Here is a 19937-nt window from a genome sequence, read left to right on the forward strand (position 1 = left end):
CCTCAGAGCATCTCCAGATTGCTCTTCAGCTCGTACGGCGTGACCTGCGCGCGGTACTCCTGCCATTCGCGTCGCTTGTTGAGGAGGACGTAGTTGAAGACCTGCTCCCCCAGCGTCTCTGCGACGAGTTCGGACTCCTCCATGTACTCGAGCGCGTGATCGAGGCTCGCAGGCAGCGGCGCGTAGCCGAGTGCTCGGCGCTCCGCGTCGGTGAGCGACCACACGTTGTCCTCCGCCTCGGGCGGAAGGTCGTATTCCTCCTCGATGCCCTTCAGGCCCGCCGCGAGCAGCAGGGAGAAGGCCAGGTACGGGTTGGCAGCAGAATCGAGTGCACGGTACTCGACGCGCGAGGACTGGCCCTTCTTCGGCTTGTACAGCGGCACACGCACCAGTGCGGAACGGTTGTTGTGCCCCCACGTGATGAAGCTCGGGGCCTCGTCGCCACCCCAGAGGCGCTTGTACGAGTTGACGAACTGGTTGGTGACCGCGGCGATCTCGTTGGCGTGCTTCAGCAGACCGGCGATGAAGTGACGGCCGGTCTTCGACAACTGGTATTGCGCGCCCTCTTCGTAGAACGCGTTCTGGTCGCCTTCGAACAGCGACATGTGCGTGTGCATGCCGCTGCCGGGGTGGCCGCTGAGGGGCTTGGGCATGAACGTGGCGTACACGCCCTGCTCGATCGCCACCTCCTTGACCACCGTGCGGAAGGTCATGATGTTGTCCGCCGTCGCGAGCGCGTCCGCGTAACGCAGATCGATCTCGTTCTGGCCCGGGCCGCCCTCGTGGTGGCTGAACTCGACCGAGATGCCGAGGTCTTCGAGCATGCGCACCGAGCTGCGACGGAAATCGTGCGCGGTGCCGCCGGGCACGTTGTCGAAGTAGCCCGCCGAATCGACGGGCACAGGACCCTCGGGACCGACCTGCGACGACTTCAACAGGTAGAACTCGATCTCGGGATGCGTGTAGAACGTGAAGCCGGCGTCTGCGGCCTTCGCCAGCGTGCGCTTGAGCACGTTGCGGGGGTCGGCCACGGCCGGTTGACCGTCAGGGGTCGTGATGTCGCAGAACATCCGCCCAGTGGGGTCGACCTCACCGCGCCACGGGAGCGTCTGGAAGGTCGTCGGGTCGGGGTATGCGAGCAGATCGGACTCGTGTGATCGCGTAAGGCCCTCGATCGCCGAGCCGTCGAAACCGAGGCCCTCGGCGAAGGCCCCCTCAACCTCTGCCGGTGCGATTGCGACCGACTTGAGGGTGCCGATCACGTCCGTGAACCAGAGGCGGACGAACTTGACGCCCCGCTCCTCGATCGTACGAAGTACGAAGTCCCGCTGCTTGTCCATCGCGTCCTCTCCGAAGGGGCCTGCGCCCAGACTATCGGGCCTGGTCAGCCCTTCGACGCACCGGACCCCCAGTCGTCCTCACGAGCCTCTTCCTCCGCCCACGCGCGGGAGCGTTCTGCGAGCAGTCGCGGTGCGTCGGCGGCCGCTTCAGCGGTGTCGAACGGGCCGGCCCGATCGACGGCGGGTGATTCCAGGCCGTACTCCACCTGACCGGTCGTGAGGTTGTACCAGTACTTCTCGTCGCCGCTCATGGAGCCTCCTCGGGGATGCGTGCGCAGTGCCACGATCCTAACGATGACGCCTCGTGGTCGATAGGCTGGGCGGCATGGCGAGCACGACGACCCGCGCTGTCGGGGTGGACATCGGCGGAACCGGCATCAAAGGCGCCCTGGTCGATATCTCGACCGGGGAGCTGCTGAGTGATCGGGTGAAGGTCGCAACGCCCGAAGGCGCGAAGCCCGACGACGTCCTCGCTGCGGTCAAGACCGTGCTCGAGCGTCTTGAGGTGACCGACGCCGACGTGCCGCTGGGGGTCGCCTTTCCCGCCATCGTCAAGCGCGGACGCACCTTGTCGGCCGCGAACGTGTCGGACCGGTGGATCGATTTCGAGGCGGAGCAGTTCTTCGAAGAGGGACTGGGACGCGAGATCCACTTCGCGAACGACGCCGATGTGGCGGGCGTGGCGGAGGTTCGCTTCGGGGCAGCTCGTGACGTCGACGGGCTCGTCATCCTCACGACGCTCGGCACCGGGATCGGCAGCGCCATGATCCACAACGGCGTCCTCATCCCCAACAGCGAACTCGGCCACCTGGACCGGGCCGGGCACAAGCGGGATGCGGAGGCGTGGGCGGCGTACTCGGCGATGGAGCGCGAGGAACTCACCTGGGACAAGTGGGCGGGGCGGTTGCAGTGGTACTACAGCCACCTCGAGTTCCTGTTCAGCCCTGACCTGTTCATCGTCGGCGGTGGCGTCTCGAAGCACGCCGACAAGTTCCTGCCCCTGCTCGATCTCAAGACACCGATCGTGCCGGCGACGCACCGCAACAACGCAGGGATCATCGGCGCGGCGGCACTCTCGATCGGCTGACCGGCGTCGGGCGGGGCGAATGGGCCGGCCTGTACGCCGGGTTCTGTTCCGGGACCGAAGTCCCTTCGACGGTCATCTCTCTCGGCGACACGTTGCCGTGCCGCTCCAGCGGCCTACCCGGGGACTCGGCGGACCGCGTCGTCATCCCCTGTCTGGCCTTGCTCCGGACGAGGTTTACCTTGCGGGTCGTGTCGCCACGACCCCGGTGGTCTCTTACACCACCCTTTCACCCTTACCCCGGTGAACCGGGGCGGTCTGCTTTCTGTGGCACTGTCTCGCGGATCGCTCCGGGTGGGTGTTACCCACCGCCCTGTCCTGCGGAGCCCGGACGTTCCTCGGTGCGGTCTCCCGCAACGCGACCGTCCGGCCGACCCATTCGCATCCCCGATCCTACGGCCCCGTGGTCGTGGGCGTGCGCCGGTCACGCCTTGCCCGCGTCGATCGTGATGCGCAGGTCGAGCGGAAAGTCGATCGGGAATCCGCCGAACAGGAGGTCCGTCGCGGCCGCAGCAGCCGCACGCACCGCTTCGGCCGCCTGATCGGCTTGCGACGCTGGGGCATGCACGATGATCTCGTCGTGCAGGAAGAACGCGAGATGGGCACGAGCGCCGAAGACGGGCCCTGATCGCGCGGCAACGGCGCCGGCATCCACCGCAGGCAGGGCGGCGAGGCGGACGCGAAGGTCGGCGAGCCATGCAAGGGCCCACTCGGCAGCAGTGCCCTGCACGATGAAGTTCCGTGTGAACCGCCCTCGATCACGAGCGCTCCGACGGGCCGTCGCCCTGTCGCCCTCCCCCGCGTCGGGCTCAGCGGCATCCGCCTGCAGCCTGCGCCAGCCCGCTGAGGGCGGAGGCGACGATCGACCCAGCCAGGTCGAAACGACCTCGCCGAGCTCGCCGGCCCGCGCCGCGTCGTCGACGAGCCCCATCGCGCGCGGATAGGCCCGGCGAAGCGCCGGAACCAGCCGCCCGCTGTCGCCGGTCGTCGCGCCGTACATCGCGCCGAGTACAGCGATCTTGGCGTCCTGGCGGGTCGGCACCACTCCCGACGCGACGATTCCCGCGTACAGATCGGTTCCCCGCGCCGCGTCCGCGAGCCCTCGGTCGCGAGCCATCGCCGCGAGCACCCGCGGTTCGAGCTGCGCGACGTCCGCCACGACGAGCACCCAACCCGGATCGGCCCGCACCGCCGGACGCAGCTGCCGCGGCAGCTGGAGTGCCCCGCCGCCAGACGAGGCCCACCGCCCGGTGACGACGCCGCCGGGGACGTACACAGGACGGAACCGGCCGTCCGGTGCCCACTCCTGCAACCACGACCATCCGTTCGCGCTGAGCAGACGGGTCATCCGCTTGTACTCGAGCAGGGGTGCGACGACCGGATGGTCGTGCTCGGCGAGCTCCCACTTGCTGGTCGACGAGACCATCACGCCGACGCTGTGCAGGGCACGCAGCAGCTTGGGCTGCGAATCGAGGCTGGCCGATGGATCATCCAACGCTGCACGCACCTGGGCTGCCACCGCTTCGATACGGTGCGGAAGTCCGCCGGTCTTCGAACGTGCGCCCAGTGCCTCCGTCAACAGCCCATCGTGCACAGCGGCATCCCACGGCACCCCGGCGGCGTGCATCTCGACAGCGATCATCGCCCCGGCGGACTCGGCGGCGAGCAGGAGACGGAGGGCCTCTGGATGACGCGAGGCGTCGACTGCGTGCTGCTGTCTCGAGAACTCGGCGCAGATGTCGTCGATGTGGTCTGGCAGCGCCGGACCGTGCGCGAGGTCGAACAGCGTCTCGGATGTGCTCGTCGGCTCGGATGCGACGTCCCATGCCGTCGCGGCGCGGAGATCGTCGGCGTCGTCGACATGCGCGCTGTCGCGGAGGATCGCGTGGCACAGTCGCAGATCTCGGCACCGGGCGACCTCGACCCCCGCCTCGAGCGCAACGGGCAGCCACGAACGCGCATCGTTCCACACCCACCGTGCGCCGACGTCCGCAGCCACGGCGGCCGTGACGTCATCGAACGACGACGGTTCGCTCAGACGCCGACCGGTCGCATCGACGGCCACCGTGACGATTCGTCCCGCGTCATCGCGGCCGATCGCGCGCCAGCCGCCCGAGGCGTTCGTCATCCTCGGGTGGTGCTCATGGCATCACAGCCCGGATTCGTCGGTGCGCACGAGGATTGCGCCGCACTCCGGGCACGTCGCCACCTCGTCCTCGCGCACCTGACGCAGTTGCTGCAGGTCTGTGCCCGACAAGACCATACGGCACGCTTCGCAGGTACGGCGGTGGAGGAGCCCCGCTCCCACACCGCGAGCCGCGAGTCGCTCGTACATCGCGAGCAGGTCCGCCGCCACCGTACCCGCGATGGCATCGCGGTCGCGTCGGGCCGTGTCGAGGACCGCGGTCGCCTCGGCGACCGCCTGCTTGCCTTCTGCGCTCAGCCGCGCGCCCTCATCGTTCGTCTGGGCGACGAGGGCCTCCTGCGCCGCCACCTCGGACTCGATCGCTTCCAGTCGCTCCATCACATCGAGCTCGGCGTCTTCGAGCGCGCTCTTGCGGCGCTCCAGCGACGCGATCTCGTGCTCGAGACCGACGGCATCCTTCGGGTTGGTTGCTGCGGCGAGTCGATCGGCATCGCGCTTGGCGCGGGCATCGACGACCGCGACATCGGCCTCGATCCGCGACAGCTCGGCTCGTGCGTCGTCACGAACCCCGAGCAGTCGCGTGAGTTCGCCGGACTGCGTCTGGCGCTGCGCCAGCAATTCCTGCACACGGGCGGCCTGCGGTGGGTTGCTGCGCGCCTGCTCCGCCTGACGGACGCGGGCGTCGAGCTGTGCGATGTCGAGGAGCTTGCGCTGGTCGGCGGGGCTTGCGTTCACGCCTCCAACCTACCGCGCGGGACGGCGGTCGGCGTGTGCGAGCAGGAAGCGACAGTGGGCCCTGCCGGGATCGAACCGACGACATCCACGGTGTAAACGTGGCGCTCTACCAGCTGAGCTAAAGGCCCTCGGGTTCTCATCCTACGGGTGCGTCCTCGTCGGTCGCGGAGGTCGCTAGGCTGATGCACGACGCGATTGTCTCTGCTGAACAAAGCAGCACGCCTCAGAAGCCCCAGAACTGGCATGATCTGCCAGCGAACGAAAGGTCACCTGTGACTGTTCACGACCAGGACCCATACTCCCAGGGCCCCCTCGACAGCGACCCCGAAGAGACGTCAGAGTGGCAGGAGTCGCTCCAGCAGCTCGTCGATGCCAAGGGCGCAGGCCGCGGACGCGAGATCATGCTGAGCCTGCTGCAGACCTCGCACGAACTGCAGCTGAACGTCCCGCAGGTTCCGACGACCGACTACATCAACACGATCGCGCCGGAGAACGAACCGGAGTTCCCCGGCGATGAAGAGCTCGAGCGCCGCTACCGCCGCTGGATCCGCTGGAACGCCGCCGTCACCGTGCACCGCGCACAGCGTCCCGGCATCGGCGTCGGCGGGCACATCTCGACCTACGCCTCGTCGGCATCGCTGTACGAAGTCGGCTTCAATCACTTCTTCCGGGGCCTCGACCACGCAGGCGGCGGCGACCAGATTTTCATCCAGGGCCACGCCTCCCCCGGCATCTACGCGCGCTCCTTCCTCGAAGGCCGCCTCACCTCCGACCAGCTCGACGGCTTCCGCCAGGAGAAGTCGAAGGCGCCGGTCGGCATTCCGTCATACCCGCACCCACGCCTCATGCCCGAGTACTGGCAGTTCCCGACCGTCTCGATGGGTCTCGGTCCGATCAACGCCATCTACCAGGCGATGACGAACAAGTATCTGACCAACCGTGGCATCAAAGACCTGAACGACTCGCACGTGTGGGCCTTCCTCGGCGACGGCGAGATGGACGAGGTCGAGAGCCGCGGGCAGCTGCAGGTCGCCGCCAACGAGGGGCTCGACAACCTCACGTTCGTCGTCAACTGCAACCTGCAGCGACTCGACGGACCCGTGCGCGGCAACGGCAAGATCATCCAGGAACTCGAGAGCTACTTCCGCGGCGCCGGGTGGAACGTCATCAAGGTCGTCTGGGGTCGCGGCTGGGACGAACTGCTCCAGGTCGACGTGGACGGAGCGCTCGTCCACCTCATGAACACCACCCCCGACGGTGACTTCCAGACGTACCGCGCCGAAGACGGCAAGTTCATCCGCGATCACTTCTTCGGACGTGACGAGCGCACCTCCGCGATGGTCAAGGACTGGTCCGACGACGACATCTGGGGCAAGCTCCGCCGCGGTGGGCTCGACTACCAGAAGCTGTACGCGGCATACGCCGCCGCCAAGGCGCACAAGGGCCAGCCCACCGTCATCCTCGCGAAGACGATCAAGGGCTACGGCCTCGGGCACCACTTCGAGGGCCGCAACGCGACCCACCAGATGAAGAAGATGACGCTCGAAGACCTCAAGCACTTCCGCGACTCGATGCGCATCCCGATCACCGATGCACAGCTCGAAGAGAACCCCTACACGCCGCCGTACTACCACCCCGGCATGGAGGACGAGACGATCCAGTACATGGTCGACAAGCGTCGCGACCTGGGCGGCTTCCTGCCCGAGCGCCGTACGCACCACGTGCCGATCACGCTCCCCGACGACAGCGCGTACGCGTTGCCTAAGAAGGGTTCGGGCACGCAGGAGATCGCCACCACGATGGCGTTCGTCCGGCTGCTGAAGGATCTGCTCCGCGCGAAGGACTTCGGCCACCGCATCGTGCCGATCATCCCCGACGAGGCGCGCACGTTCGGCATGGACGCGTACTTCCCGACCGCGAAGATCTACAACCCGAACGGCCAGAACTACACGTCGGTCGACCGTGAACTGCTGCTCGCCTACAAGGAGAGCCCGCAAGGGCAGATCATGCACGTCGGCATCAACGAGGCCGGCGCAGTCGCCGCGTTCACGAACGTCGGCACGTCGTACGCGACGCACGGCGAGCCGCTCATCCCGGTGTACGTGTTCTATTCGATGTTCGGCTTCCAGCGCACCGGCGACGCTCAGTGGGCCGCCGGCGACCAGATGGCGCGCGGCTTCATCATCGGCGCGACAGCCGGTCGCACGACGCTGACCGGTGAGGGCCTGCAGCACGCCGACGGGCACTCGCACCTGCTCGCATCGACGAACCCGGCCACCGTCTCCTACGACCCGGCCTACGGGTACGAGATCGCCCACATCGTGCGCAGCGGCCTCGACCGCATGTACGGCGGCAACCACCCCGACCCCGACGTGATGTACTACATCACCGTCTACAACGAGCCGCTCGTGCAGCCCGCCGAGCCCGAGAACGTCGACGTCGAGGGCATCGTCCGCGGCATCCACCGCGTCTCGGTCGGCGAGGGTGAGGGGCATCGCGCCCAGATCCTCGCTTCGGGCGTGGGTGTGCCGTGGGCGATGGAGGCGCAGAAGCTGCTGCAGGACGACTGGGGCGTGACCGCTGACGTCTGGTCGGTCACCAGCTGGACCGAACTGCGCCGCGACGGCCTCGCCGCCGACGAGCACAACTTCCTGCACCCGATGGACGAACCGCGTACCGCGTACGTCACCCAGAAGCTGCAGGACACCGCGGGCCCGATCGTCGCCGTCAGCGACTTCATGCACGCCGTGCAAGACCAGATCCGCCCGTGGATGCCGCGTCGATTCGCCACGCTCGGCGCAGACGGCTTCGGCTTCTCGGACACGCGCGCCGCGGCCCGCCGGTTCTTCAAGATCGACGGCCCCTCGGTGGTCGTGCGCACCCTGCAGGCGTTGGCCGATGAGGGTGTCGTCGACCGCTCGCTCTCGGCGCAGGCGATCGAGAAGTACCGCCTGCACGACGTCACCGCGGGAACGAGCGGGAACGCCGGCGGCGAGAGCTGACCCGGCGTGCCCGAACGTCCCACCCCGGAGCAGAAGGCCGAGACGTTGGCGTGGTTGCGCCGCATCTCGGGTGACCTGGCGACAGCGACCATCAAACGGCTCGAAGACCAGCTGCCCTGGTACGCCGAGATGCCGCCGGCTCGTCGTTCCGCGGTGGGACTGGTCGCACAGGCCGGCATCACGTCTTTTATCGAGTGGTATGACGACCCGGGCGCGACGCCGTGGATCGCGGCCGACGTGTTCGCCGCGGCGCCCCGCGAACTGCTGAGAAGCGTGAGCCTGACGCAGACGCTCCAACTGATCCGCGTGACCGTCGAGGTCACCGAGGAGCGCGTGGCGGGTCGCGGCGAAGACATCCGCGAGAGCATGTTGCTGTACTCGCGGGACGTCGCCTTCGCCGCCGCTGACGTGTATGCCCGTGCAGCCGAGGCCCGAGGGCTCTGGGATGCGCGTCTGGAAGCGCTCGTGGTGGATTCAATCCTCACGGGCGAAGCCGACGAGGAACTGCCGAGCCGCATCGCGGCGCTGGGGTGGCACGGGCACGGCGAAGTCGCGGTGCTGGTCGGGACGACGCCCGCGCAGTTCGACGTCGACCAGTTGCGACGCATGGCCCGCAAGCTCGGTGTCGACGTGCTCATCGGCGTGCAGGGATCGCGGCTGGTGCTGGTGATCGGGCGTTCCGAAGCCCCCGCGGCCGACGAGGTCGCCCCGCTGCCCTTTCCCGAGATCGCACGGCGACTCGAGCCTGGATTCGGTGCCGGACACCTCGTGCTCGGCCCGGCCGTCTCGGCGCTCGTCGACGCCAGTCAGAGTGCGCGTGCAGCCCTGGCGGGTTTCGCGGTCGCGAAGGCCTGGCGCCACGCGCCACGGCCGGTCGAAGCCGACGATCTGCTGCCGGAGCGCGCGCTCGCGGGTGACCCGCTCGCGAAGACGACGCTCGTCGAGCGCATTTTCCGGCCGCTGCAGGCGCATTCGACCGATCTCGTGACGACGCTGTGGAGCTACCTCGACAACGGTCGGTCGCTCGAAGCGACGGCTCGCGAGCTGTTCGTTCACCCCAACACGGTGCGGTACCGACTCAAGCGCGTCTCGGACGTGATCGGGTGGGATGCCACGGGTCCGCGTGAGGCGCTCATCCTCCAGACCGCGCTGATCATCGGTTCGATCGGCACCGAGGTGACACGCCGACGCGCCTCACCCGTGCGCCGGCCCTGATCGCGCGCTAGCCTGAACGGCGGCGTGGCGCTGTAGGCCACGCACAAAGCATCAAGACTTTCTTGTGAGCGATCCGCCAGGAGGGGGATCGAGGTTCTTGGGAGGATGAAAAGCGTGATCATTGCCGTGTTCCCCGGTCAGGGCTCGCAGACCCCCGGGTTCCTGACCCCGTGGCTCGAAATCGACGGGGTGCGAGAGCGCCTCGAACGCTTCTCCGAGCTCTCCGAGGTGGACCTCGTCGCAGCAGGCACCGAGTGGGATGCCGACGCCATCCGCGATACGAAGGTCGCACAGCCCCTCATCGTGGCCGCGTCTCTGCTGTCGTTCGACGCCCTGGTGTCTGCGGCCGGCGCGCGTCCGGCCGGCGTCGCGGGTCACTCGGTCGGCGAGATCGCCGCACTCGCGGCGGCCGGTGTGTTCAGCGCCGAAGACGGCATGCGCCTGGTGGGCATTCGTGGTCGCGCGATGGCCGAAGCCGCTGCCATCGAGCAGACCGGCATGAGCGCCGTGCTCGGCGGCGATGAGCAGGTCGTGCTGGATCTGCTCGCCGAACTCGACCTCACGCCCGCGAACCACAACGGCGGCGGGCAGATCGTCGCCGCAGGGGCCCTGCCCTCACTCGCCCGGTTGGGCGAGCAGGCTCCCCGCGGCACCCGCGTCATTCCGCTGCAGGTTGCCGGCGCGTTCCACACGCACTACATGGCTCCAGCCGTCGACACACTGCGCGCTGCCGCGGCCGACGTCGCGGTGGCCGCACCTGCCGCGACACTCTGGACGAACCGCGACGGATCGACGGTTGACGATGGCCGCTCCGCGGTCGACTTGCTTGTCGCGCAGGTGGCTTCCCCCGTTCGATGGGACCTCTGCATGCAGTCCTTCGCGGGCGCCGGCGTCACCGGCATCGTCGAACTCGCGCCGGCGGGGACGCTCACCGGTCTCGCCAAGCGCGCGCTGCGCGGCATTCCCACCGTCGCCGTCAAGAGCCCCGAAGACCTCGAGGCCGCTGCGGCACTGCTGACAGGAGGCGACGCATGAGCGTCACGCTCACGCAGGCCACCGGGCCCGCCCACACCCGCATCTATTCGTACGGCGCTGCGCGCGGCGAGCACTTCGTGCCGAACGATGATCTCGTCGGCCCGATCGACTCGAGCGACGAGTGGATCCGCCAGCGCACGGGTATCGTGACCCGCACCCGTGCCGGCGCCGACGTCGACGCGATCGACCTCGCGACGACGGCCGCCGCGGAGGCCATCGAGCGGGCCGGTGTCGTGCCCTCCCAGGTCGACGCCGTCATCGTCGCGACGATCTCGAACCCCAAGCAGACGCCGTCCGTCTCGGCGATCGTGGCCGACCGGATCGGGGCGAACCCTGCGGCCGCCTACGACGTGAACGCCGCGTGCGCAGGCTTCGCGTACGGCGTCGCGCAGGCGGACGCGCTCATCCGCTCCGGCGCCGCAACGTATGCGGTCGTCGTGGGGACCGAGAAGCTCAGCGACATCGTCGACCCCGCCGACCGATCCATCTCGTTCCTGCTCGGTGACGGCGCCGGCGCTGTGGTCGTCGGGCCGAGCGATTTCCCCGGGATCGGTCCGACGGTCTGGGGATCGGACGGCTCGAAGGCCGATGCCGTCGGCATGAACCACACGCTCACCGAATTCCGCGACGGTGCAGCGCCGTGGCCCACGCTCCGGCAGGAGGGGCCGACCGTGTTCCGCTGGGCGGTGTGGGAGATGGTCAAGGTCGCCCGCCGCGCCCTCGAGGCTGCCGGTGTCAAGGCGTCGGACCTGGCCGCGTTCGTGCCACACCAGGCGAACATGCGCATCATCGACGAGTTCGCCAAGCAGCTGGGTCTGCCCGAATCGGTCGCGATCGGCCGCGACATCGAGACCACGGGCAACACCTCGGCCGCCTCGATCCCACTGGCCACGCACCGACTGCTCGAGGAGCGTCCCGAACTCAGCGGCGGACTCGCGTTGCAGATCGGGTTCGGCGCAGGCCTCGTCTTCGGGGCGCAGGTCGTGGTTCTGCCCTGACCGGCGCAGATCCCGGCTGCACACGTACCCCGCACCTAAACTGAATCTCGGCCCGCCCGGGCCGGCGAACCACTGGAAACAAGGAGAACACCATGGCATTCACCAACGACGAGGTCCTCGCTGGGCTCGCCGAGCTGATCACCGACGAGACGGGCATCTCGGCCGACGAGGTCGCGCTCGAGAAGTCGTTCACCGACGACCTCGACATCGACTCGATCTCGATGATGACGATCGTCGTCAACGCTGAAGAGAAGTTCGGCGTCACCATCCCCGACGAAGAGGTCAAGAACCTGAAGACCGTCGGCGACGCCGTCACCTTCATCACGTCGAACCAGGCGTAAGCCCCATGTCGGTGGGGGCGGCACCGCCCCCACCGGAAGACCAACGAGGACACCCATGAGCAGCACACCGCGAATCGTCGTCACCGGAATCGGCGCGAGCTCCCCCATCGGCGGCACCGCCGCAGAGAGCTGGGAGGCGCTGCTGGCCGGTGAGTCCGGCGCGAGCACGCTCGAGCACGACTGGGTCGAGCAGTACCAGCTGCCCGTCACGTTCGCCGCGCAGGCGAAGGTGCGCCCCGATACGGTGCTGGAGCGCCCGGTCGCCAAGCGCCTCGATCCGTCGTCGCAGTTCGCGCTGGTCGCGGCATTGGAGGCGTGGGCGGATGCCGGCGCCCCCGAGGTCGATCCGGAACGCCTCGGTGTTGATTTCGCGACGGGCATCGGCGGTCTCTGGACGCTCCTGGATGCCTGGGACACCCTGCGCGAGAAGGGGCCGCGGCGGGTGCTGCCCATGACGGTCCCCATGCTCATGCCCAACTCCGCGGCGGGCAACCTCTCGCTGCACTTCGGTGCGCGTGCCTATGCACGCACCGTCGCGAGCGCATGCGCGTCGAGCACGGAGTCGATCGTCAACGCGGTCGAACACCTGCGCGACGGCCTCGCAGACGTCGTGATCGCCGGTGGCACCGAGTCGGTCATCCACCCGGTCACCATCGCCTCGTTCGCGTCGATGCAGGCGCTGTCCAAGCGCAACGACTCCCCCGAGACGGCATCCCGTCCGGGCGACATCACCCGTGACGGATTTGTCATGGGTGAGGGCGCCGCGGTGCTCATCATGGAGACCGACGCGCACGCGAAGGCTCGCGGAGCCAGGATCTATGCAGAGGTCGTGGGTGGCGGCGTGACCGCCGACTCGTACCACATCACGGCCAACGATCCCGAGGGCACCGGCGCGGCCCGTGCCGTGCGCACGGCGCTCGAGATGGCCGGTCGGTCGGCCGACGAGGTGACGCACATCAATGCGCACGCGACGTCGACCCCGGTCGGCGACCCGAACGAGTACGTGGCCCTCAAGAGCGTCTTCGGCGCTCGGATCGACGAGATCCCGGTCTCGGCGACCAAGGCGTCGACGGGACACCTGCTGGGCGGCACCGGCGCGCTGGAGGCGATCTTCACGATCCTCGCACTGCAGAACCGCATCGCACCGCCAACGATCAACCTCACCGAGCAGGATCCGGCCGTGCCGTTCCGTCTGTCGGGCGAGCCGACGCCGCTCGGTGCCGGCGACCAACTGGCGATCAGCAACTCGTTCGGCTTCGGCGGGCACAACGCCGTCGCCGCTTTCGCATCGGTCTGAATCGCCGCACATACGTCAAGACGCCCCCGGGAAGCCGACCGGGGGCGTCTTTCGTGTCAGGCGGGTGATGCGCGCTCCCCGTCCCCGGGAAGCCCTTCCGAGGCTGGGTACCGGCGCTCTCACGCCGCCTGAAGTCTGTGGGGTGTCCGTTCGCGTCAGCCCACCTTGTGCAGCCAGACGACCGGTGCGTCGTCGCTTGCGTGCCGGAAGGGTTCGAGTTCTTCGTCCCACGCCGCGCCGAGTGCGACATCGAGCTCGCGCTGCAGTTCGAACGCGTCGCCGGCGGCGATCTCCATCGCGTAGCGGATGCGGTCCTCGCCGATGACGACGTTGCCCGCGGTGTCGGTCTGCGCGAAGTGGATGCCGAGGCCGGGGGTGTGCATCCAGCGGCCGCCGTCACTGCGAGGCGTCGGGTCCTCGCTCACCTCGAAGCGCAGGTGCTCCCACCCGCGGATCGCGGTCGCGAGCGCCGCGCCGGTGCCGGCGGGGCCCTCCCAGTAGAACTCGGTGCGCCGGCTGCCGTCGAGGACGGGCTGATCGGTCCAGTCGAAGTTGACGGCCTGCCCGAGGGCACGACCGGCAGCCCACTCCAGGTGTGGGCACAACGCGCGTGGCGCAGAGTGAATGAGGATCACTCCACGCGCCTGAGGTGTCGCCATCATCTCTCCGTTTCATCAGGTACGTCTTCCCCTACGACCTGGTGCCGGAGTGCGGCGGGATATGCGGTTGTGGCTCAAGTATCGCCCATGGGCCGGGCGAATCACAAGCCTGTCATTCGGCGCGTCGCGCCTGTCGGACATGTTGTAGGGCGGGTGGGACTTGAACCCACGATCGTCGGGTTATGAGCCCGCTGCCTTGACCAGCTTGGCCACCGCCCCCTGCGGCATCGAGCCTACCGTTTGGAGCGCCGCGGTCCGAGATGCGGGCCGATCTCGTGGTCGTCGTCGACGGGCGGGTTCGGCCACACTTTCGACACAGCTTCGGTGATGCGGATCGCTCCGGTCTTCGGCGATGACTCGTCCACCGGCGCATCGGTTGCATCGGCGGGGGTGCCGCTCCCCCGCACGATCGGCAGATCCTGACTGTCGCTGACGATCTGCGGATGATGGCGGGCGAGTTGATACACGCCGAAGGTGGCGATGGCACCGGCGATCATGAAGCCGATGTATGCGCCGAACGGCGCATACCGCGCCTCGCCGAGCACGGCGAGGCCGATGACGATCGCCACGATGGGATCGATGACCGTGAGGCCGGCGATGACGAGGTCGGGGGGGCCGGAGGCGTACGCGTTCTGCACGAAGTACGCGCCGATACCGGTGCCGGTCAGCAGCGCGAGCAGACACAGCAGCGTGAGCCATTCGAAGTCCCCGGACTGCACACGGCTGATGACGATCTTCGCGAGGGTGGCGACGAAGCCGTAGACGATGCCCGCAGCGACGATGTAGAAGAGCGCCTTCATGCGGTGGCGCAGCCAGATCCACAGGCCGGTCAGCACGACCATGACGGCGGCGAGGATGACGAGCACGGTGATCAACTGCGCGTCCGAGACCGGGCGCTCCGTGGCGTACAGTGCCGCGACCGTGACGAACACGAGGATCCCGCCCACGCACAGCCCGATGGCGGTGATCGATCTGCGCGTCGGACGGTGGCCGGTGATCCGTGCGTTGAGGAGCGTCGTGATGACGAGCGAGATGGCGCCCAGCGGTTGCACGAGGATCAGCGGCGCGAACGACAGCGCAGACAACTGGCAGACGATCGCAAGCCCCAGCATCGCCGTCCCCGCGACCCACGAGGGGCGTCGGATGAGTCGGACGAGTTGACCGCCGGACAGGCCTGCGCCCCCCGAAGCGCGGGATTCGGCTTCCACTTTCTGCACGCCGCGGTGCTGGTACTGCGCGCCGAACGACATGAAGACCGCGCCGAGCAGCGCCAGCGGAATGCCGATGAGGATGCCGGGGTCGGCGAAGACGCCGACCAGCTCATCGGTGAGCTGATCCAGGTCGTCGATCACGTGCTCGACCCCGCGCGCCCATTCCACTCCTCGACCCTAACGGCACACCCGCCTGGATTAGGCTCAGGACGTGGCAGTTCTCCCGATCCGCATCATGGGCGATCCCGTCCTCCATTCCGTCGCCGCCGAGGTCGAAGACATCACGGACGACATCCGTACGCTCGTCTCCGACATGTTCGAGACGATGGATGCCGCGCCCGGCGTCGGTCTGGCCGCCCCCCAAGTGGGCGTGGGCCTGCGGATCTACACGTACAACTACGAGGACGATGAAGGTGCGCCGTGGCGCGGCGTCATCATCAATCCGAAGCTCTGGATGCGACCGCTCGAGCCCGGCGCCCCGGACCCCGACGAGGAGTCCGAGGGCTGCCTGTCGTTCCCTGGCGAGCGGTTCGGGCTGCGACGGTCCGACGAGGTGCTCGTCACGGGCACCGACCTCGACGGCGAACCCGTCGAGATCCAGGTGACCGGGTGGCGCGCGCGCATCATGCAGCACGAGTTCGACCACCTCGACGGCATCCTGTACATCGATCGGCTCGACGACGGCGACTGGAAGACCGTGCAGAAGATCGCACGCAAGCGCGGGTGGGGTCGCCCCGGTTCGAGTTGGATGCCGGGCGTCGACGCTTTCGAAGCCTGACTGCGATGTCGACCCGCACTCGCACCTCCGCGATCGCCGCGCTGGTCGGCTGTGCAGTGTGTGCGGGCGTCGTCGCCGTGAGCGCCCTGGCGGCGCCGGTGTGGATCACCTCGATGCCGAATCCGACACCGGCCGAGCAACCGCGTGCCACCGACGCACCCGATGTGCAGACCCCACCATCCGACCCGATCGACCTGCCGGCCGCATCCGACGGCGGCGTCGGCGACGGAACGCTGGGCGTCGTCGGGCTGATCCTCGTGGTGCTGATGTGCATCGCGGTCGTGCTCGCGATCGCACGAGCGGCGCGAATTCTCGCCTCCAGGCAGGCCCCTGAGCCGATCGATGGCGTGATCGTGCAGTCGACGGTCGACGTCGGCCAGGTGCAGGACGTGCTGCGGCACGCGCAGGAACGGATCATGACCGACGATGACCCGAACATCGCCGTCATCCGATGCTGGGAGTCGCTCGAGGCGCTCGGCGCCTCGGCGGGCGTGCCGCGATCCGAGAGCGAGACCGCTTCGGAGTACGTCATCGGCATCCTCGCCGCCATGGACGTGCCGCGCGCGCCCGCGGAGCAACTCGCGCGACTCTACGGTCGGGCACTCTTCTCGTCGGAGCGGCTCGACGCGCGCGCCGTCGACGACGCGCGCGAGTGCGTCACGCGCATTGCGACCGCCATCAGCGCGACCCGGGCAGGTTCCGCGTGAAGGTGAGGGTGATACGGATGCCGCTGATCGCGTGCGCGGTTGGGGGTGCGATCGGCGCTCTGGTGTCGCTGTTGCTCGGGCAGCTCGGCGTGGGGGTCCCGCCCGCGCTGTGGATCGGTGGCGGCGTGTGCACGGGGTTGGCGTGGTGGGTGATTCGGCGATCCGGCATCCGTGCCGACGACGGTCCCCTCGACGAACCGGTTGCGCACCGAGCGGGCGTGGTGGGGCTCGCCGACCGGCGTACCCGCGTGCTCGAAGCGCAGGTGCGCGGCGCGCAGCCCGGGGTCGGCACGACGACCGGCGCCCTCCACGCCACCATCGGCGAGCTCGCCCGGCAGCGAGCCGGTGCGGGAACCTATCCGCCGAACCTCGAGCGCTATCTGCGTGCAGCGCCGCGCACCGTCGACCGCAGGCATCTGCGGATGATCCTCAAGGAGCTGAGCAGCCTGTGACAGGAATGAACGCAGCGGAATCGGTGACCGAAGCCGGGGCACGATGCCGGCAGGTGCTCGACGAGGTCGAGCGGGCAGTCGTGGGCAAACGCGACGCCCTCTCGCTCGTGCTGACCGCCGTGGTCGCCGGCGGCCACGTGCTCTTGGAGGACTTTCCCGGACTGGGTAAGACCCTCGCCGCGCGCAGTTTCGCGCAGGCCCTCGGCCTGCCGTTCCGTCGCGCGCAGTTCACGCCAGATCAGCTGCCTGCTGATCTCACCGGCAGCTACGTGTTCGACCAGACCCGATCGGAGTTCGTGTTCCGCCCCGGTCCGCTGTTCGCGGGGTTCCTGCTGGCCGACGAGATCAACCGCACGCCACCGAAGACGCAGGCGGCACTGCTGGAGGCCATGCAGGAGCGTCAGGTGACCGTCGAGGGGCATACGCACCGGTTGCCCCGACCGTTCCATGTGATGGCGACCGCGAACCCGATCGAGACGGAGGGGACCTATCCCCTGCCTGAAGCGCAGCTCGATCGGTTCTTGCTGCGCCTGCGATTCGGGTACCCCACCGAGGCGGAAGAATGGCAGATCCTCGAACGCCGCATCGCGCGGCGCACCGACGAGATCGCGGTCGCCCAGGTGCTCGACACCGAAAGTCTGATGGCCGTGCAGCAGGCCGCTGAGGACGTCTTCGTCCACCCCGCCGTCGGCCGCTACGCGGTCGCCGTCACCGCGGCGACCCGGGAAGAGTCGGCGACGCTCGTGGGCGCGTCTCCCCGCGGCAGCCTCGCCCCGCTGACCTGCGCGCGCGCCCGCGCGCTCATCGACGGCCGCGCCTTTGTGACCCCGGAAGACATCAAGGCGCTCGCTGAGCCTGCACTGGCGCATCGTGTGACCATCCGCCCCGAACTGTGGCTCAGCGGTGTGACGGGCGAGCAGGTCGTCCGCGGCGCGGTCGCGCGGGTGCCCGTGCCCGCCGAATACCTCCCCCACACATGACCTTCTTCCCGACGACCTCGCTCGTGCGCGCTGTGCTGTTGGCTGCAGGCACCACGGTGCTGGCCGTCGTCACCGGACGCGGTGAACTCGCCGTGCTGGCCGCCCCGTTCGTCGTGTGGAGCGTCATGGGCCTGTTGCGTCGTCCCCGGCCGGGCGGCCCGCCGCACATCGAGGTCTCGACGCGACAGGTGCGCTCCGGGGAGGCGGTGGGCGTGACAGCGACCGCCACAGGGCACGTCGTGGATCTGTCGCTGCCGATGTCGGGCGCGGTCGACAATTCGCCGGTCTGGGGCGCTGCGTGCGACGCCGACACCGTCAGCGTGGCGGTGCGCCCGCGCAGATGGGGACGCCTCGACCTCGGTGCGGCGGAGGTGTCGGTGACCGATCCGTGGGGCATGTGGAGCACACGGGATCGGCATCCGCTCGGCACCGTCGACGTCTCGCCCGCGGCGGCGGTGCCGGGACGCGGCGATGATATTCCGCATCCGATCGGACTCGCCGGCCTGCACCGCTCGCGGCGACCCGGTGACGGCAGCAGCCTCGCAGACATCCGGCAGTACCAGCCCGGCGACCGACTCAACCAGATCAATTGGCGGGTCACGGCACGCACCGGTGCGCTGCACACCAACACGACGACCGCAGACCGCGACACCGATGTGCTCATCATGCTCGACACCCTCGAGGATGCCGTGGACCCGACGACGGAGGCATCGAGCCTCGACGCGACCGTGGTGGCCGCCGCATCGCTCGCGGAACACTACCTGCGCCTCGGCGACCGGGTCGCGGTGCACGACCTCGGTTCGCTCGTGGGGCCGCTCCCCGCTCGCGCCGGCGCGCGCCAGCATGCGGCGCTCACCGCGCGTCTGGCCGCGGTCGACACCGACGGCATGGTCCACGGCGCTTTCCACCGTGTCGCCCACCTGCGGCCGGGCACGTTCGCGGTCGTGTGCTCACCTCTCCTCGACGAACGGGTCCTCACCGAGATCGCGACCGTGGCGCGCCGGGGAGCGACCGTCCTCGTCGTCGACACCCTCCCGGCCGCGTTGGGCAGCACGGACGGGTGGCGGGCACGCGGCGGTGTGTGGCGGAATCTGCTGGGCAGTGACGCGCAGTCCTCGCTGCGGGCAGAGGCCTGGGTCCTGCGGCGTTTGGAGCGCGACGTCGCAGTCGCGAAACTGCGCGACGTCGGCATCCCGGTCGCGCCTTGGCGTGGGATCGACGGCGTTGCAGCGCTGGCGGCATCGCTCGCCGTGCAGCGTCCCGTCGTGCGGACGGCGGGCCGATGAGCGATCTGTCCCAGATGATCGTCGATGTCGTCGACGCCGCCCGACGCCGTCCGGCCTCCCATTGGGCTGCGCGCGCGGCGATGGCGTGCAGCGGTGCAGCGGCGCAGCTGTGGCTCGTCGTCGCGACCGGTGATGCGCTCTGGTCGGTGGCGGCCGGGCTCGCGATCGCCCTCGGCGTGTGCTTTCCGCGATCGATCCTCCCGCTGCTTGCAGCCGGAGTCATCATCGCCGAAGCGGCGGTCACCGGGTTGGGGGCGCTCTGGCTCGCGCCCGTCGCCGTGCTGCTGTCGCTCTGGCACGCGTGCGCGACGGTGCTGTCGATGGGCAGGCCGTGGGCGCGGGTCGGCGTACGGGTGCGTCGCGCGTTCCTGATCCCCACGGCCATGACGGCCGCGGCTGTCCTGCTCATCGCCGCGATCGCCGCGCTCACGGCGGGTGTCGCGCTCCCCGAAGCGGCGCCGATCAGCCTGTTGACCGTGCTGCTCCTGCTGGTCGGCGCGGCGCTCATCCTCTGGCCCGCTGTCGAAGACGGGCAGGGTGGTGGCACATGAAGAACGGCCCCGAGGTGGAGCTCGGAGCCGTTGCGCTCCCCGGCTTGGACTCGAACCAAGAACCTATCGGTTAACAGCCGATTGCTCTGCCAATTGAGCTACCGAGGATCAGTCACCCCC

The 19937-nt window shown here is 68.9% G+C and carries 19 protein-coding genes, 3 tRNA genes and 1 other RNA gene; 13 read left to right on the forward strand and 10 right to left on the reverse strand.

The genetic code is table 11. From position 1 onward, the window contains the following. Positions 1–2 precede the first annotated feature (2 nt). Complete coding sequence (locus tag AC3ENX_RS07810; protein WP_434811301.1) at positions 3–1340, reverse strand: glutamine synthetase family protein; 1338 nt, start codon at positions 1338–1340, stop codon at positions 3–5. A gap of 44 nt (positions 1341–1384) precedes the next feature. Further along, entirely contained in the window at positions 1385–1591 is a 207-nt protein-coding gene (locus AC3ENX_RS07815; RefSeq protein WP_434811302.1) for an SPOR domain-containing protein, read from the reverse strand. Between the two features lie 74 nt (positions 1592–1665). Between AC3ENX_RS07815 and ppgK the strand changes: the two genes are divergently transcribed. After that, positions 1666–2427, forward strand: a complete 762-nt coding sequence (gene ppgK / locus AC3ENX_RS07820; RefSeq protein ID WP_434811303.1) for a polyphosphate--glucose phosphotransferase — start codon at positions 1666–1668, stop codon at positions 2425–2427. Between the two features lie 16 nt (positions 2428–2443). Here the strand turns inward: ppgK and rnpB are convergent. The 4 genes from rnpB to AC3ENX_RS07840 form a co-directional block, all read right to left on the reverse strand. Continuing rightward, an RNA gene (rnpB, locus tag AC3ENX_RS07825) (RNase P RNA component class A) lies at positions 2444–2802 on the reverse strand. A gap of 46 nt (positions 2803–2848) precedes the next feature. Further along, a complete protein-coding gene (locus AC3ENX_RS07830; protein WP_434811304.1) occupies positions 2849–4552 on the reverse strand; it encodes a bifunctional 3'-5' exonuclease/DNA polymerase in 1704 nt (567 codons plus the stop codon). A gap of 21 nt (positions 4553–4573) precedes the next feature. Then, positions 4574–5305, reverse strand: coding sequence for a zinc ribbon domain-containing protein (locus tag AC3ENX_RS07835; RefSeq protein ID WP_434811305.1), 732 nt, complete (start codon positions 5303–5305; stop codon positions 4574–4576). 55 nt (positions 5306–5360) lie between these two features. Continuing rightward, positions 5361–5433 (reverse strand) — tRNA-Val (locus tag AC3ENX_RS07840). A 144-nt stretch (positions 5434–5577) separates the two neighbouring features. On the opposite strand from AC3ENX_RS07840, the gene aceE reads away from it, so the two are divergent. The 6 genes from aceE (at position 5578) to AC3ENX_RS07870 (ending at position 13193) form a co-directional block, all read left to right on the forward strand. Further along, complete coding sequence (gene aceE, locus AC3ENX_RS07845) at positions 5578–8307, forward strand: pyruvate dehydrogenase (acetyl-transferring), homodimeric type (protein ID WP_434811306.1); 2730 nt, start codon at positions 5578–5580, stop codon at positions 8305–8307. A 6-nt stretch (positions 8308–8313) separates the two neighbouring features. Continuing rightward, positions 8314–9522, forward strand: coding sequence for a PucR family transcriptional regulator (locus AC3ENX_RS07850; RefSeq protein WP_434811307.1), 1209 nt, complete (start codon positions 8314–8316; stop codon positions 9520–9522). 114 nt (positions 9523–9636) lie between these two features. Continuing rightward, the gene (locus tag AC3ENX_RS07855) at positions 9637–10557 is read left to right on the forward strand and encodes an ACP S-malonyltransferase (protein ID WP_434811308.1); all 921 of its coding nucleotides are present in this window, start codon (positions 9637–9639) and stop codon (positions 10555–10557) included. Then, positions 10554–11555, forward strand: a complete 1002-nt coding sequence (locus AC3ENX_RS07860; protein ID WP_434811309.1) for a beta-ketoacyl-ACP synthase III — start codon at positions 10554–10556, stop codon at positions 11553–11555. Before AC3ENX_RS07855 ends, AC3ENX_RS07860 begins: the two co-directional genes overlap by 4 nt. A 92-nt stretch (positions 11556–11647) precedes the next feature. Then, complete coding sequence (locus tag AC3ENX_RS07865) at positions 11648–11896, forward strand: acyl carrier protein (protein WP_028495632.1); 249 nt, start codon at positions 11648–11650, stop codon at positions 11894–11896. A 55-nt stretch (positions 11897–11951) separates the two neighbouring features. Continuing rightward, positions 11952–13193, forward strand: coding sequence for a beta-ketoacyl-[acyl-carrier-protein] synthase family protein (locus AC3ENX_RS07870; protein WP_434811310.1), 1242 nt, complete (start codon positions 11952–11954; stop codon positions 13191–13193). Positions 13194–13348: 155 nt separating this feature from the next. Here the strand turns inward: AC3ENX_RS07870 and AC3ENX_RS07875 are convergent, their stop codons facing one another. The 3 genes from AC3ENX_RS07875 to AC3ENX_RS07885 all read right to left on the reverse strand — a co-directional run bounded on the left by AC3ENX_RS07875 (position 13349) and on the right by AC3ENX_RS07885 (position 15231). After that, complete coding sequence (locus tag AC3ENX_RS07875; protein ID WP_434811311.1) at positions 13349–13852, reverse strand: DUF3145 domain-containing protein; 504 nt, start codon at positions 13850–13852, stop codon at positions 13349–13351. A 145-nt stretch (positions 13853–13997) separates the two neighbouring features. Next, positions 13998–14071 (reverse strand) — tRNA-Ile (locus AC3ENX_RS07880). 14 nt (positions 14072–14085) lie between these two features. Then, positions 14086–15231 (reverse strand): DMT family transporter, encoded by a 1146-nt coding sequence (locus tag AC3ENX_RS07885; protein WP_434811312.1) that lies wholly within the window; start codon positions 15229–15231, stop codon positions 14086–14088. 43 nt (positions 15232–15274) lie between these two features. Between AC3ENX_RS07885 and def the strand changes: the two genes are divergently transcribed. Genes def through AC3ENX_RS07915 form a run of 6 tightly spaced genes read left to right on the forward strand, consistent with a single transcriptional unit; the run spans position 15275 to position 19817 of the window. Then, positions 15275–15841 (forward strand): peptide deformylase, encoded by a 567-nt coding sequence (gene def / locus AC3ENX_RS07890; RefSeq protein WP_434811313.1) that lies wholly within the window; start codon positions 15275–15277, stop codon positions 15839–15841. A 5-nt stretch (positions 15842–15846) separates the two neighbouring features. After that, positions 15847–16548: a DUF4129 domain-containing protein gene (locus AC3ENX_RS07895; RefSeq protein WP_434811314.1), complete on the forward strand. Its 702-nt coding sequence runs from the start codon at positions 15847–15849 to the stop codon at positions 16546–16548. 17 nt (positions 16549–16565) lie between these two features. Beyond that, positions 16566–17000: a hypothetical protein gene (locus AC3ENX_RS07900; RefSeq protein ID WP_434811315.1), complete on the forward strand. Its 435-nt coding sequence runs from the start codon at positions 16566–16568 to the stop codon at positions 16998–17000. Positions 17001–17005: 5 nt separating this feature from the next. Further along, positions 17006–17980: an AAA family ATPase gene (locus AC3ENX_RS07905; protein ID WP_434811316.1), complete on the forward strand. Its 975-nt coding sequence runs from the start codon at positions 17006–17008 to the stop codon at positions 17978–17980. Continuing rightward, a complete protein-coding gene (locus tag AC3ENX_RS07910) occupies positions 17977–19266 on the forward strand; it encodes a DUF58 domain-containing protein (protein ID WP_434811317.1) in 1290 nt (429 codons plus the stop codon). The genes AC3ENX_RS07905 and AC3ENX_RS07910 overlap by 4 nt, the downstream gene beginning before the upstream one ends. Next, complete coding sequence (locus tag AC3ENX_RS07915; protein WP_434811318.1) at positions 19263–19817, forward strand: hypothetical protein; 555 nt, start codon at positions 19263–19265, stop codon at positions 19815–19817. Before AC3ENX_RS07910 ends, AC3ENX_RS07915 begins: the two co-directional genes overlap by 4 nt. A 35-nt stretch (positions 19818–19852) precedes the next feature. Here AC3ENX_RS07915 and AC3ENX_RS07920 read toward each other — a convergent pair. Beyond that, positions 19853–19925: transfer RNA gene (locus AC3ENX_RS07920), tRNA-Asn, on the reverse strand. Positions 19926–19937: the final 12 nt, after the last annotated feature.

Source organism: Microbacterium sp. bgisy189, from assembly GCF_057707225.1.

Coding starts and splice junctions, on each gene's coding strand:
- AC3ENX_RS07815 (WP_434811302.1), bottom strand. CDS start 1,591: ATGAGCGGCGACGAGAAGTACTGGTACAACCTCACGACCGGTCAGGTG.
- AC3ENX_RS07810 (WP_434811301.1), bottom strand. CDS start 1,340: ATGGACAAGCAGCGGGACTTCGTACTTCGTACGATCGAGGAGCGGGGC.
- AC3ENX_RS07870 (WP_434811310.1), top strand. CDS start 11,952: ATGAGCAGCACACCGCGAATCGTCGTCACCGGAATCGGCGCGAGCTCC.
- AC3ENX_RS07865 (WP_028495632.1), top strand. CDS start 11,648: ATGGCATTCACCAACGACGAGGTCCTCGCTGGGCTCGCCGAGCTGATC.
- AC3ENX_RS07860 (WP_434811309.1), top strand. CDS start 10,554: ATGAGCGTCACGCTCACGCAGGCCACCGGGCCCGCCCACACCCGCATC.
- AC3ENX_RS07915 (WP_434811318.1), top strand. CDS start 19,263: ATGAGCGATCTGTCCCAGATGATCGTCGATGTCGTCGACGCCGCCCGA.
- AC3ENX_RS07900 (WP_434811315.1), top strand. CDS start 16,566: ATGCCGCTGATCGCGTGCGCGGTTGGGGGTGCGATCGGCGCTCTGGTG.
- AC3ENX_RS07830 (WP_434811304.1), bottom strand. CDS start 4,552: ATGACGAACGCCTCGGGCGGCTGGCGCGCGATCGGCCGCGATGACGCG.
- ppgK (WP_434811303.1), top strand. CDS start 1,666: ATGGCGAGCACGACGACCCGCGCTGTCGGGGTGGACATCGGCGGAACC.
- AC3ENX_RS07875 (WP_434811311.1), bottom strand. CDS start 13,852: ATGGCGACACCTCAGGCGCGTGGAGTGATCCTCATTCACTCTGCGCCA.
- AC3ENX_RS07910 (WP_434811317.1), top strand. CDS start 17,977: ATGACCTTCTTCCCGACGACCTCGCTCGTGCGCGCTGTGCTGTTGGCT.
- AC3ENX_RS07895 (WP_434811314.1), top strand. CDS start 15,847: ATGTCGACCCGCACTCGCACCTCCGCGATCGCCGCGCTGGTCGGCTGT.
- AC3ENX_RS07905 (WP_434811316.1), top strand. CDS start 17,006: ATGAACGCAGCGGAATCGGTGACCGAAGCCGGGGCACGATGCCGGCAG.